This window comes from Candidatus Fusobacterium pullicola (assembly GCA_018883725.1).
Taxonomy (GTDB): domain Bacteria; phylum Fusobacteriota; class Fusobacteriia; order Fusobacteriales; family Fusobacteriaceae; genus Fusobacterium_A; species Fusobacterium_A pullicola.
The window spans coordinates 1-14,659 of sequence record JAHLFN010000035.1; the positions used below are offsets into that span (position 1 = coordinate 1).

Here is a 14,659-nt window from a genome sequence, read left to right on the forward strand (position 1 = left end):
TACTTTTTACTCTCTCTATCTCTTCAATCTCCTCTAATGAAAATTGAATCTCTCTCTCTACTTTAAACTCTTCTCTTTTTCTTAACCACCCATCTACTTCTGGAAGAGCTGAGGTAATTAGAGTTTCCACATCTTTTTCAGTTACTTTTCCATCTAAATAATCAGATACTATCTTAAAAAAGCTCAATTGATAACTTTCAAAAAAATATGTAGTTGCCTCAAATAATCCAGCTCCCTCCATATCAACTAATTCCCCTATAACACCCTCTTCATTGTAAACAGGAGAATTAAAACTTTCTAAGCTTCCCTCTTTAAAAGGATGTTCAAATACCATATCTGGGTAATAATTTCTAGATAATTCAGAATTTATTATTCTATTACATAATACTATATCACCTATTTGATATTTTCTACTCTTAGCTCCACAAATTCCAATATTCAAGAATATATCATCTTCATCTATCACACTTTGGGAAAGTATGTGAGTTAAAGCTATAGCACTTTTTAAGACTCCAGCTCCTGTTACAATTAAAGTAATTCTCTCATTTTTAAAAACTTGTAATTTTTTTATCTCATTATCTCTTTTTAAATTAAAATACTTAATTATAGGTTTAGCTTCTACTCCTAAAGCTACCGAAATATATATCATCTTCTCTCCTCTTTTATCTTTTAATAAAAGTATAACTTACCTATTATCTTTCGTCAATTAGAAAATTAAAAGAAGGGAGTATAGCAATAAACTTTGCAATAACTCCCTATCAAATACTATGTAGCTATAAAAATTTACCTAATCAAGCTTTTTTAAAGCTTCTACTACAAGTTGCATCTCTTCTTCTAACTTACCTTCTAAAGCTTTTATCTCTTCAATTTTTTTCTCTTTAGCCAGCTTCATGATCTCTAATGAATATTGAAAAATTTTATTAAGTCCTAAATTTCCAGATACGCCCTTCAATGTATGAGCTTCTACTCCAACTTTATCAATATCATTATTTTCTAATGCTTCTTTTAAATTTGTGAAACTTTTATCATCTATAAATTTTTTTAAAAACTTGATATAGAAACTTTCCATATTTCCAAATCTTGCTAAGCTACCTTGAATATCTATATCTATAGTATCTTTTAATTCATTTAGGTTCATATTATCTCCCCCTCATTTTTTATCTTATCTAGAGTATATAATATTTAAAGTTTTTTAGCAATCTTTATTAAATTTTTGTTAACATATGTCTCATCTTATCTTTTTTAGTTCTCATATATTTTTCATTAGTTTCATTAAATCCAGTTTCAATAGCTTCTCTTCCTGTTACTTTCATTCCATAATCTTCTAGAGCCTCTATTTTAGCTGGATTATTTGTCATCACTCTAACAGATTTAACTCCTAGAGCTTTTAACATTTGAACAGCTACTGCATAATCTCTCATATCTGGAGCAAATCCTAAAGCCACATTTGCCTCTACTGTATCAGCTCCTTCATCTTGAAGTGTGTAAGCTTTTAATTTATTTAAAAGTCCTATACCTCTTCCCTCTTGTCTTAGATAAAGAACAACTCCTTCTCCCTCTTCATCTACTCTTTTCATAGCTCTTTTTAATTGAGAACCACAATCACATCTTAAAGAACCTAAAATATCTCCAGTAAAACATTCAGAATGTAATCTTACTAAAACATTCTCTTTTCCTGCTACATCTCCTTTTACTAAAGCAATATGCTCTTTTCCATCAAGATTATTTTCAAATCCTACAATTTCAAACTCTCCAGATCCAGTAGGCATCTTAGCTCTTACATTTACTTTCATTAATTGTTCATTCATTTTAATATATTTTTGTAAGTCAGCAATAGATATCATCTTCATATTTAACTCTTTTGCTAGGATTTGTAGATCATCAAATCTAGCCATTGTTCCATCTTCTTTCATGATTTCACAACAAAGTCCCATCTCTTTTAAACCAGCTAATCTCATTAAGTCAACAGTAGCCTCTGTATGTCCGTTTCTAACTATTACTCCACCTTTTTTAGCTACTAGTGGGAACATATGTCCAGGTCTTCTAAACTCATAAGGTTTAACATTATCATCTAAAGCTTTTAATGCTGTTAATGAACGCTCATAAGCTGATATTCCTGTTGTTGTATCTATATGATCTATTGATACAGTAAAAGCTGTACTGTGATTATCAGTATTATCATAACACATCGGAGGTAAAGCTAATTTTTTAGCATACTCCTCAGTCATAGGCATACATATTAATCCCTTTCCTACTGTTGCCATAAGATTGATATTTTCTGGAGTAGCAAACTCTCCAGCACAGATGAAGTCCCCTTCATTTTCTCTATCTTCATCATCTACTACAATAATAACTTTACCTGCTCTTAACTCTTCAAGAGCCTCTTCTATTCTATCTAACATTATTATTCACTCCTCTAAAAACCATTTTTTAGTAGAAACTCCATAGTAATTCCCTCTTTTTTCTCAGAAGGCTCATCTTGAAATTTCATAAATCTCTCTATATATTTTCCTATTAAATCTGTCTCTACATTTATATAGTCTCCAACTCTTCTCTTCCCTAGAGTTATCATCTCCTGTGTATGAGGTATCAAAGAAACTCCAAAAGTTGTATCTCCTAATTTCATAACAGTCAGACTTGCTCCATCAAGGGTAACTCTTCCCTTTTCAACTATATACTTCATATATTTTCTCTCTATTTCTATCTCATATATCTTAGCTATCCCTTCTGGAGTTATTGATACTACTTTTCCTTCACAATCTACATCTCCAGTTACTAAATGTCCACCTAATGGAGTAGCTAAAGTTATTGACTTTTCTAAATTTACTTTATCCCCAACCTTTAATCTTTTAAGGTTAGTTCTTTTTACTGTCTCATACATACAATCTGCAGTAAAAAAATTACTTCCTAACTCTGTGGCTGTAAGACATGTTCCGTTTGTCGCTATACTATCTCCTAGTTTGGCTCCCTCTAAAACTTTTTTACACTTTATTTTAAGTTTTATAGATTTTTCACCATTTTCAATAGCTAAAACCTCTCCCATCTCTTCTACTAATCCTGTAAAAATAGCACTCACTCCTCTCTATCTGTAAAACTCCATAGATACATTATTTCCGTAGCTATTTATCTTTACATTTTCCAGCTCAAATCCATCTGCTATATTTTCTACAGAAAATCCCTTTACAAAAGATATAGCTTTCTCATCTCCCAATATTTTTGGAGCTATGAATATCTCTCCACCATCTATTGCTTTTTCTTCAAAAGCTTTTGAAATAAGATAACTTCCACCCTCTAAAAGTATTCCATCTATTCCTAATTCACCTGTTTTCTTCAAAATATCTGAAATTTTAAAATCAGTTCCCTCTAAATAAACAAGCTTTACTTTTCTTTCTTCTAATTCCGATACTTTTTCCTTTTCTCTATTATTCTCAGAAGTTATGACTATGCTTTTCCCATCTTGAAAATTTACAAATTTACTCTCTAAAGGTATATCTAAATTTGGATCTATTACTATTCTATATGGATTTCTAGCATTCTCTATCCTTGCAGTTAAACTCGGATCATCCTTTATAACAGTGTTTATTCCTACCATTATTCCCATATATTTATTCCTCAATTTTTGAACTTTTTCTCTAGCTAGTTCATTTGTAATCCACTTAGAATTTCCTGTTTTTGTAGCTATCTTTCCATCTAGTGTTATTCCACACTTTAAGAAAAGATAAGATGTTTTTTCTGATATATACTTCATAAAAACTCTATTAAGTTCTTTTGCTTCTTTATCCATTACTCCAGTGATAACTTCTATTCCAGCTTCTTGGAGCATCTTTATTCCTCTTCCTGACACTAAAGGATTGGGATCAAGAGAGGCAACAATACATCTCTTGATACCCATTTCTATTATCTTTTTAGCACATGGTGGAGTCTTTCCATAGTGTGAACATGGCTCTAAAGTTACATAGATATCTGCCCCTCTTGCTTCTTCTCCTGCCATCTCTAAAGCAAATACCTCTGCATGAGGTCCACCATATTTCTTATGATATCCTTCACCGATAACCTTATTATTCTTCACTACTACCGCTCCTACCAAAGGATTTGGATTTACAGCTCCCTCTCCAAGAGCAGCTAATTCTAAAGCTCTTGCCATGTACTTTTTATCCATAATTACATCCCCTTTAGTAAATTTACCATTTCTAAAGCTGTAACTGCTGCATCAAAACCTTTATTTCCAGCTTTAGTTCCTGCTCTTTCAATAGCTTCTTCTATACTATTTGTTGTTAATACTCCAAATATTACAGGTATATTGCTATTTAAGCTAACTGTTGCCACTCCTTTTGAAACTTCTGCACATACATAATCAAAGTGTGGTGTTGATCCTTTTATTACTGCTCCTAAAGTAATAATTGCATCATACTTTCCAGATTCTGCCATTCTTTTTGCTACAAGTGGAATTTCAAAAGCTCCTGGTACCCAAGCTAAATCTATGTTATCAGCTTCTACTTCGTGTCTTAATAGTGCATCTTCTGCTCCTCCGATAAGTTTAGAAGTAATAAACTCATTAAATCTAGCTGCTACTATACCTACTCTTAATCCTCTACCTGTAAAATTTCCTTGTAATACTTTCATTTTCTTCCTCCTTAGTTTATCAGGACAAATAAAAAGCCCAGATTCTCTCTGGGCATATTAAAAAAGTATAAGATTTCTTTGCAGACATCTTTTCTTCTTCCATCCAGACTTTACTGTCGGTTTTGGAATTTCACCAAATCAGAATTATAAAAATTCTCGTGGACTATTACCACCGGTCGGGAATTGCTCTCACTCACCCTGCCCTGAAGATATATATTTTATTATTCTAATTTAAGTATAAGCTTATTAATTTGATTTGTCAATACTTATTTTACATTACTTTTTGGGAGATATAGTACTCATAATTCCACTTTGATTAAATATAAAAGAATAGCGGGGTCGATAGCCTCAGTAATAGCAATGGCATTTACATTCCACTCTGATTAAATATAAAGGTTAAATAATATACGTGATACTTGCTATATTCTAACTCGATTTACATTCCACTCTGATTAAATATAAAGGCCCTCATCATTGAATAAAACAAACTCGCCTTTGTTTAATTTACATTCCACTCTGATTAAATATAAAGTTAATATGATAAAATTTTCTATAAAAGGAGGGGTAAGCTATTTACATTCCACTCTGATTAAATATAAAGTAGTTCAACATGATATTCCCATTTGAATAATTTTTTTGATTTACATTCCACTCTGATTAAATATAAAGGCTTTTTCAACCAGGTTATCTCCATAGGATGCTACTAATTTACATTCCACTCTGATTAAATATAAAGAACACCTGACAATGATATGCTCATACTAGACTGTTACCAATTTACATTCCACTCTGATTAAATATAAAGTTCTGATTTTAAATTTTCCATTTTTTCTAATATTTCTTCATTTACATTCCACTCTGATTAAATATAAAGCTTGAATCACAACCATTTGGACATTTTTGTCCTACATTTACATTCCACTCTGATTAAATATAAAGTTTAAATGATATTTGCGAGGCTGGAGCCGCGATGTACATTTACATTCCACTCTGATTAAATATAAAGTTCTCAACATACTCTTTTCCACAATATTTACAAACATTTACATTCCACTCTGATTAAATATAAAGTAACAGATAGATTATATTTTAAAGCAAGTAAAGGTCAAATTTACATTCCACTCTGATTAAATATAAAGCATTAGCACTTACTTCTCCTGATTTTAATGCTACATATATTTACATTCCACTCTGATTAAATATAAAGATAGAAGGTCGTTTCTTACTCGGTACTTCAGGTACATTTACATTCCACTCTGATTAAATATAAAGGTAAATATTTTGAGTATGAATCAGATCCATCTAACATATTTACATTCCACTCTGATTAAATATAAAGCCTTTTTGAAAGGTCATATAATTTTTTATTAATTGATTTACATTCCACTCTGATTAAATATAAAGACGTTATCTATCTACTCCTTATTTTATCTTACATTATCTTATCATTTTTGTCTACCTCAAAATATAATAAAAAAATTTACCAATAATTACTCAAAATTTTTAGTTTTTTTCTTCAAAGTCTCTAGTTTTCTACATTGTCGTTCTCCTACTATTTTTACACTATTAATGGTCGACAAATTTTTTAAAGAAAATTAGAAGTTTTATCATCTATCATTCCCCAAAACTCTTTATTTAACCATTTACTATCTCTACTTTTAAATAATATTACAGAATCCTTATCTTTTCTTATCCATTTATACAATTCAAATTGTAACTTATTTAGAGAACTTATATTTATTTCCCCTTCAAATGTTGAGTTCTGAATATGACTAAGATATTTTTTACAAATCTTAAAAACATTTCTTAAAACTTTTGCTCCTGTTTCATCTAATTTAATATCATATACTAAAATTATATACATAATTACCACCACATTTTAAATCCTTCATATTTTTTATCACCCAAAATATGTTTTATTATTTTATAACATTCTAAACGAATTAAATATTGATAACTTACTTCCCTATTTAATTCTTTATGAGTTATTACACTTTTTAATTTTTTCTCATACTCCTCTAGAACTTTTTTCCTTCCCTTATCCTTTAGATAATAATAATTTGAATCTTTTTCAAAATCTTCCTCTGTAATAATGTTTTTATTTAACAAAGAAAAAATCAATCTATCTACCACTAATGGTTTAAAAATTTCTGAAATATCTAAGCAAAGAGAAAATCTTCTATCTCCAGCACTATGCAAATAGCTTATTGTTGGATTTAATTGAGTTTTATAGATTTCAGATAAACATGTGGTGTACATTAAAGAGTTAATAAAAGAAATTAGTGTATTTATCATATTATCTGGAGGACGTTTTACTCTTTTTTCAAATTCTATCTCTTGATTTACCAAAATATTCCAAGCAGAATAATATATTTTTCTAATATTTCCCTCTACTCCCATTAATTCATTTATATTTTGAGCTTTTTCAATCTCATTTTGTAAAGATTTTATAAGCTCCATTTGATTTTTTACATCTTTTCCTCTACCATTGTAATATCTTAAATTTCTAAAAATATTATCACTAGCACTTTTTATAATCTCTTTTGCAATTTCTAATCTTTTTTCTATATTTTGATAAAATTCTACTTGTTTAATTAAAACATTTCCAGAAACATTAATTTCTTTGGGATAAAAACTGCCAGTATAGAATCCATAATAATTGAAAAAATGAATAGCTACTTTATTTTGTCCTAAATAATTCAAACACTTAGTATTTAAATCTACTTCACCAAAAAGATAGATATTATCTGCCATCTCTATTTTTAAAAATCTATCATTAAAACAAATATTATTATCCTTTCTTTTTAGCTCTCCATTTGAAAAAATATAGTAATTTTCCATACAATCCCCCTAAATATAGCAATATTCATAATATGCACATTTTTTACATAACTTTATTTTTTCTACTTTTGGTGGTTCTTTTAACTTTAATATCTCATCTATCTCTTTAAGTATTTTTTCTATTTTCTTTTCATCATCTTTTGAAAGATTTACTATCTCCCTTTTTTTTAATTTAGGATAATCTAAAATGCCACTCTCTATATTTATTCCTCTTTTTCTCAAAAAGTATATATAATATTTTAATTGCCAAATTCCTGCTTCTTCTACACTTTTTTGTTTTTTTACCTCATGAAGTATTTTCCATTCTTTTATAAAATCTATATTTACTGTTTCATCTATCAATACATGTTTTAATTCTCTAGAATAACTATTTTCATCTATTAGCTTTCCTATTTTTACATCTTCATTCTCATTCTCCAATTGAATTCCGTTTGAAAATAGCCAAAGTTTTCTCTTGCACACAAAATAATAATAAAACATAGTTCCAGATATATTTTTTTCCATAATAGCCCCCCACTACTTAGAAACATCTATCTAAGAATACTGTCTCTTCTTCTATTTTAATCTTTTGATATCCTCTTTCTAAACTATAATTACATTCCAATATATAAATTCTTTCATAATTTCCTAACTCTAACATTTTACTTCTAACCAAAGCTTTCTTATCGATTTCATATCCAGAAACACTCATAGTAAATTCTTTTAATCTTATTTTTGCTAAAATTTTCTCTTTTTTTAATTTTTTTCTACTTTCTTTATCCAAATTTGGAGTATATTCCAAATTGATTATTTCTTCCAATTTCTCTATTTCACTTCTGTTTTCTTCATATATACTCTCAGGAATAACTTCATAGTTAGTAATATCTCTAAACATCTCTCTTACATCTTTTTTTTCATACTCATAAGCTATTATTTTATCTAAATACTCTAAAACACGTTTTACTTGTCCATAGTATTCTGTTTTTTCTAATTTTTCTGTAGTATATAGCTCTGCTATAGCTAACATCTTCATCTTTTCATCTAAACTTCCTTGAAGTTTTTCTTTCAAATAATCCCTTGATAAAGAATATATCTCTTTATCAATTACACTACCTACTCCTGTATTTTTCTGCTTATCATTACCTATAAACACATAGCAATTTGTTATTTCATCTTGTAATGGACGATTTCTATAGCATCTTCCCATTCTTTGGAATAAACCATTTAAATCTGATAATTCCGTAAATAAAATATCAAAATCTATATCTAAAGAGGCTTCTACAACTTGAGTAGCTACCCATATTCCATAATCTTTATTCTCTTTAGATCCTAACTCTAGAATTCTTTTTTCTTTTAATTTTCTATCTTTTTTTATAAATTTACTATGAAAAAGATGTATCCTTTCTTTATCATCTATTTTTTCTAATAGTTCTTCAAAAACTTTTTGAGCTTCTCTTACAGTATTGCAAATTATTAAAACTTTATTTTTTTGATATCTCTCTATAATAAAATCACTATTTATTTCTTCCTCTAAAACTTCTACTTTATGTCTTAAAGATAAATCTTTTTTTGTAAATTCTGGTGAAATTTTAAATTCTATTCCCTCTTTTCTTAAAAACTCCTCTATAAATTTAGGAAATGTAGCAGTAATTATGGAAAACTTTCCTCCCATTTTAGTTATATCTTTTAATCCTTTTATTACATAAGCCAGTAACTCTGGAGAATACATCTGTATCTCATCTAATACTATTTTCGAGTATGAAAGTGTTGCTAATTTAGGTTCAAATCCTTTATATCTGTATACAAAATCAAATATTTGATCTAAAGTGCAAATAGTTAATGGAAGTGATAATTGTCTTGTACTTTCATAATATATATCAAAAATATCACTTTCTGAAATATTTTCTATATATATATCTTTTGTATCTGAATGAAGTAATCCTACTTTATCCTCTATGTTCTCTTTCACTATTCCATCTCTTACTCTATAATAGATAGAATTAATTGCTGTTTTTAGTGGTAGAATGAAGAATCCTTTCGTATCTCCTATCCATAAAAGTCCAGCCTCTGTTTTTCCCATTCCTGTTTGAGCAATAGCAATTATATTTTCATCTCTATTCTTAATCATATATTTTTGTAACTCATTCCAGCTACTATTTGGATTTATATTTTTCCATTTATTCAACATTTCATCTAGAGATCTAATTAAAAAATTATTTTCTTTTTCAACTTCAATCTCTTCTCCAGCACTTGCTGCATAATCTATTCTATTGAGTAATCCTTTTATCAAAATATATTTTTCATATATTTCAGAATCTTTATTTGGCATAATTCTATTACCTGAAGTAAAATATTCATCATCTATATTTTTCACTTTATTGATATTGATTTTATCATATTCAAAACCTTCTAGTTGTCTTTGTAAACTTTCTAAATTCTTTGTAATTATTTCCTTATAATCTTTTGGGATCTCTCTTTCATGATGATATGCTATTGCATTCACCAAAATTTTTATTAAATTTACAGTTTTTTTCTCAATAATTTCTTCATTCTTTTCTTCAGTTGAAAATCTATCAGCTACTTCGTCATAAAGATCATCTGTATCTAAAAAACATAAACTAAAAACTCCATGAGGTAGAGATTGTTTGACTCTATTTCCATTTATCATTTTTTGAAACTCTTCATTTATTTTTCCCATATCATGATATATACATACTAATTTTAACATATATAGAATATCCCAATTTATAAATAAATTGGGATACAAATTCTTTAATATATTCAAATTTTTTAATAATTTATCAGTATGAGCTTGTAGTGTTTCTTTTGGATTAGATTTTGCAAAATACACTTTTTTACTCATTTACTTTCTCCTTTTATTAAGCTAAAAAAACTGGTATTCTCTCTTCATCAAAAACAACTTCTTTTCTCCTTGATAAAGAGATATTTGAAGTATAACGAACTTTTATTTTTTGCCATTTTCTAAATATTTTTGGAGATTTAGTAGTTCCTACATTTACCAAATTATAATTTTTATTAAGATTATACATAGTTCCTTTAAACTCAATCTCTGATATTTCTCCTCCAATTATTGCCTTATTACTCTCTAAAAACTCTACAGGAATATATGCTTTATAATCTTGAAATATCTTTAAATTCTCCTCTTTATATCTTTCACACTTTATCTCTACTACCTTCAATTCTTCAATTACAATCAAATCTTCTCTTCTTCCTAACGATAGATACTCCCTCGGATATAATAATGAATTATATATATCATCTATTAAACTTTGATCTTCTGGTACTATATGTAATAAAAGTTCAACTTCTGATAGTAATTCAACATTAGAAACACTTCTTGAAATTCCATAATCTCCAACTTTTAACTGGTGACGATCCGCCTCAAAAGGAGCTCCATTCTTAAATTCATACCTTGTAGCAAAATCATTTGTTTTAGAATGATATTTTCCTTGAACACTTACTTTCATAGGTTTATATTCTGTATACCCACATGCATTATGAACCATACCAATCACTGTTGAATATGGAGGAAGTGGATAAGTCTCTTTTATCTGAAAACTTGTAGGATATTTATAATTAGGAAGATTTTGTCTAATCTTCATCCTAATTGCTTTCATAGTACTCTCTTACCTTTGTTTTTATTCTATTGAAAAATTGAGGAATAGTTTCAGAGTGTAATATATCTTTTATCTCTTGAGTATTATCAAATTTTCCATCAATAACTCCACTAATAGTATCAGCTCTCATATTATCGAAAATTCCAGAGTCTATATCTTGAACTAAAATTTTATTATTTTCTATTTTTACTAGATTTTCAAATATTGGATTCTTTATATCATAAACTCCACCTATTACAAATAGTGGGCTTAAGTTCTCTCTTCTTCCTCTTATATCTCTATATAGGAATGCTACTGTATCTAATAATTTTTCTACTCTTCTTATTTTCTCCTCTTTTGATAATTCTATATCATAATTTTTATCTATTCCTATTTGATCTAAATCAATAGCTATTGTATAAACATAATAAGATTTATGGATCTCTGCTTGAGCTATATTCATATCTCTTTCTAATCTATCAGCTAATCCTTTATTAGTTAAAAAATCTAAATCTCCCTTAAAGCTCTCAGTTGATACAGCATTTGATAATCTTACTACTGCTGAACGTTTTCTTCCATTTGTTTTCTTTTCTGTTTTTAAATAACCAAAAAAATCTATCTCAGGGTAATCTTTAATTGTTGAATCTGCTGAAAATTGAACGACAGTTTTGTCTCCTGAACCTGAAGATTCCACTTGTGCTAGGGGTTCTCCTAGTTGTTCAACAATATTGTATCTTACCGCTTGTCTTGAAATATACGTATATTGATCTCCGTTTCCTCTAGTAAGCTTTTTTAAAGTTGAAACATTTCCAATTCCTTCTCCATAGTTTGCACTCTCTGCCTCAAATACGATTGTCATTGTTAATCCTTTGATTTTCATATTCTAATTTTCCTCCCCATTTATTTTCTCAGAATCTTTATTTTCATTTGAATTATAGTCTTTTCCTAGTAATCCAGCTACAAAAGCATATCCTATAGTTCTATGAAGCTCATTATCTCTTAATATCTCAGTAATTATACTTGGTACTTGCTCTTTACAATACATGTAACTATTTATAATAGTATCCATTGTCATACCTGTATTATTTGTTTTTATTCCATTTAAAATTCTATAAGCTATTCCTGATATTTTATGCTCAGCATCTTTTCCCACATATTTTTTTCTAAGCTCTCTTCCAGCTACTCTTCCTCTTATAATTATATCCTTCTCTTTATCTTCCATATATCCTGCCCCCTTCAACATTTCAAAATTTATCTTCAGCATTGATATTATTCCACTTACTGTTACATAATTTTTATCTTTTTTAGAGTTTTTAGAATATAAAACTCTGTGAATTAAAGAAAAAAGATTTTCATTATTCAATATCCTCTTCATTACTTCATCTATCAATATATACATTTCCCCATTTTCTTTAAAACTTTCATCTAACAGAAAATCAAAATCATCTTTACTATTTTGTATCGATCTTATTACATTTTTAGATAAAATATTAAAATGATATTTTTCTTTATCATATCTTACGAGTTGTATATCTTCTAATTCATATCTAATATCTTCTTTTAATTCCTTTGCTAAGACTTTATACATTCCAGATATTTTATTCTCTTTATAAATATCACTCTTTACTTTTGTATTTATATTTATTAAATTTTTCATATTTACATTAGCATTAACAAAGAAACCAGATCCATAAACATATGAAAATCCAACTGGAATACAACTATACACTAATCTACATATTGGACACATAGCCGTATCATTCTGAAAATTCCATACATGTGATGGTTTTCTAGCTACATCAAATCCTGTATTTACTAAAAAACCAAAATCATTATCTAAATTTTTAATTTTATTATCACAATTAAAACAATTATACTTATACTTGCTTTTATCTTCCTGTAGATAATTTTCTACAGGCATTACAAAATAATTTTTATAATCTTTGTAAATATCTTTTTCCTTTGGTATTCTATATAAAAAACAGACTCCACTCCATCCATTTTTTATAATTGAATATATAATATTTTTTCCAGCTATATATTTTTTAGCTTGCTCTAGTTCAAAATATTCTATAATTTTTTTTATATTATACAAATTACTTAAAACTTCTTCTTTTTTATCAAGTATTGTTTCATTTTTCTTTAAGTTAATAGTTTTTAGCTCTCCCTCTATTTCTAAAGGATTTATATCTGCTGAAATAAATTCATAAGCTGAAACTATACTCTTCGATTTTAAATAATATTTTAGGATGCCTTTTATATAAGCATTCATATCCTCAAGTATATTCTCATCTATAACTTTTTCAAAAGTTTCTAACTCCAGATCAAGTAGCAATTTTTCTACTTTATCTTTATAATTAATAACTCTATACCACGGGAGTGCCTTTTGATATGTATCTATTAAATAAGAAAAGTATTTCTCCTCAAATCTTTCTAACTCTTTAGAGTCAAAAATTATTGAATTCTCTTCTATTTTCACACTATTTTCATTAGAAAATTTTAAAATTTCATAAAGTCCAACAATTCCAGCATTGTACTGCCAATTACCAAGTTCTACTTTTATCTCCATCTAACCACCTAACTCATTAGTTCTAACATTCCATATCCACTTGACTTCCTACTTCCAATTCCTGATTTATAAAAATAATCTAGCAACTCTCTATTTCCTTTTAAAGCTATTAATCCTTTTGTAGTATTAAACTTTATATCATAAAAATTTACAATAACATTTTTTACATCTAGTGGTATTATCTCCAAACTTTCTAATATATCTTTAGAAAATTTCTCTCTTAAACTATAACATAGGTTATTTTTCAATACTTCTATTCCCTTTTCATCTAAAAAATGGTACCAATCTTTTTTACCTTCTCGCTTTTCTCTTATCACCAATGGAGAAAGTAATTTAAAAGCTCCAGCAGTACCATTTATCTCTTTTTCTTTTATTTTAGTTATATTTTTTATTTTAAAACTATTATTATCTCCTATATTGAATTCTATTTTATTTTCTCTTGCTTCCAAAAAAGCGTTATAAAAATGAATTCCATCAATTATAGAATTAAATGTAATAAAAATTTTAAAATTATTTTCTCTTAATTTTATTTTATTATTTTCTATTTTTTCAATAAAAAAATAACAAGAGAAAGTCATCTCTTTCTCCATAGGCTCATCATAAAAGAACTTTTTTATATCTTTATTATAAGCCTCTAAAGCTTTTTTAAAAAAAGATAATATTTTTCTATTATAAGAAGTTGAAATTTCATCTTTTTCTAATATACATTCAATACTAAATCTCATAAAAATCTCTCCTCCCAAATTTCTTGATATTTCTGTTAACTTAAAATTTATGTGAACTACTCCCAACCTTTAAGGTATAATAGATTGTCCAGAAATATTATATCCCCCCTAAAATGAAAGGAGCAGTTACTAACTATGTCTAAAAAATTTAATATTTGTTGTCCTGATTGTTTTTCTAAAGATTTATCTAAATATGAAAAAGATAAAACAGGACAACAAAAATATCGTTGTAAAACTTGCCAAAGGCAATTTACTAAAGAGTCCAGCGCTAAACATAAACTTAATTATCCTAAATGTCCTATATG

14 protein-coding genes, 1 CRISPR repeat array and 1 riboswitch are annotated in these 14,659 nt (G+C 27.7%); all 14 genes read right to left on the bottom strand.

Going from position 1 to position 14,659, the window contains the following annotated elements:
* On the bottom strand, positions 1-649 hold a 649-nt coding region (locus IAA47_04080; GenBank protein ID MBU3842148.1), incomplete at its 3' end, for a spore photoproduct lyase.
* A 138-nt stretch (positions 650-787) separates the two neighbouring features.
* Positions 788-1,138, bottom strand: coding sequence for an Hpt domain-containing protein (locus tag IAA47_04085; GenBank protein ID MBU3842149.1), 351 nt, complete (start codon positions 1,136-1,138; stop codon positions 788-790).
* A gap of 67 nt (positions 1,139-1,205) precedes the next feature.
* A complete protein-coding gene (locus IAA47_04090) occupies positions 1,206-2,402 on the bottom strand; it encodes a bifunctional 3,4-dihydroxy-2-butanone-4-phosphate synthase/GTP cyclohydrolase II (GenBank protein ID MBU3842150.1) in 1,197 nt (398 codons plus the stop codon).
* Between the two features lie 14 nt (positions 2,403-2,416).
* A complete protein-coding gene (gene ribE, locus IAA47_04095; protein ID MBU3842151.1) occupies positions 2,417-3,067 on the bottom strand; it encodes a riboflavin synthase in 651 nt (216 codons plus the stop codon).
* 15 nt (positions 3,068-3,082) lie between these two features.
* Complete coding sequence (gene ribD, locus IAA47_04100) at positions 3,083-4,144, bottom strand: bifunctional diaminohydroxyphosphoribosylaminopyrimidine deaminase/5-amino-6-(5-phosphoribosylamino)uracil reductase RibD (GenBank protein ID MBU3842152.1); 1,062 nt, start codon at positions 4,142-4,144, stop codon at positions 3,083-3,085.
* Between the two features lie 17 nt (positions 4,145-4,161).
* Complete coding sequence (ribE, locus tag IAA47_04105) at positions 4,162-4,623, bottom strand: 6,7-dimethyl-8-ribityllumazine synthase (GenBank protein ID MBU3842153.1); 462 nt, start codon at positions 4,621-4,623, stop codon at positions 4,162-4,164.
* A gap of 87 nt (positions 4,624-4,710) precedes the next feature.
* A riboswitch (FMN riboswitch) is annotated at positions 4,711-4,838 on the bottom strand.
* Between the two features lie 83 nt (positions 4,839-4,921).
* Positions 4,922-6,027: direct repeats of the CRISPR family, unit length 30 nt; unit sequence ATTTACATTCCACTCTGATTAAATATAAAG.
* Positions 6,028-6,208: 181 nt separating this feature from the next.
* On the bottom strand, positions 6,209-6,487 hold the full coding sequence (gene cas2, locus IAA47_04110; GenBank protein ID MBU3842154.1) for a CRISPR-associated endonuclease Cas2: 279 nt from the start codon (positions 6,485-6,487) through the stop codon (positions 6,209-6,211).
* A 2-nt stretch (positions 6,488-6,489) separates the two neighbouring features.
* Positions 6,490-7,464 (bottom strand): type I-B CRISPR-associated endonuclease Cas1b, encoded by a 975-nt coding sequence (cas1b, locus tag IAA47_04115; protein ID MBU3842155.1) that lies wholly within the window; start codon positions 7,462-7,464, stop codon positions 6,490-6,492.
* Between the two features lie 9 nt (positions 7,465-7,473).
* A complete protein-coding gene (gene cas4 / locus IAA47_04120) occupies positions 7,474-7,968 on the bottom strand; it encodes a CRISPR-associated protein Cas4 (GenBank protein ID MBU3842156.1) in 495 nt (164 codons plus the stop codon).
* A 16-nt stretch (positions 7,969-7,984) separates the two neighbouring features.
* Positions 7,985-10,306 (bottom strand): CRISPR-associated helicase Cas3', encoded by a 2,322-nt coding sequence (gene cas3 / locus IAA47_04125; GenBank protein ID MBU3842157.1) that lies wholly within the window; start codon positions 10,304-10,306, stop codon positions 7,985-7,987.
* 16 nt (positions 10,307-10,322) lie between these two features.
* Positions 10,323-11,081: a type I-B CRISPR-associated protein Cas5b gene (gene cas5b, locus IAA47_04130; protein MBU3842158.1), complete on the bottom strand. Its 759-nt coding sequence runs from the start codon at positions 11,079-11,081 to the stop codon at positions 10,323-10,325.
* On the bottom strand, positions 11,068-11,940 hold the full coding sequence (gene cas7i / locus IAA47_04135) for a type I-B CRISPR-associated protein Cas7/Cst2/DevR (protein MBU3842159.1): 873 nt from the start codon (positions 11,938-11,940) through the stop codon (positions 11,068-11,070). Before cas7i ends, cas5b begins: the two co-directional genes overlap by 14 nt.
* Positions 11,941-11,943: 3 nt before the next feature.
* Positions 11,944-13,629: a type I-B CRISPR-associated protein Cas8b1/Cst1 gene (gene cas8a1, locus IAA47_04140; GenBank protein MBU3842160.1), complete on the bottom strand. Its 1,686-nt coding sequence runs from the start codon at positions 13,627-13,629 to the stop codon at positions 11,944-11,946.
* An 8-nt stretch (positions 13,630-13,637) separates the two neighbouring features.
* Complete coding sequence (cas6, locus tag IAA47_04145) at positions 13,638-14,354, bottom strand: CRISPR-associated endoribonuclease Cas6 (GenBank protein MBU3842161.1); 717 nt, start codon at positions 14,352-14,354, stop codon at positions 13,638-13,640.
* Between the last annotated feature and the right edge of the window lie 305 nt (positions 14,355-14,659).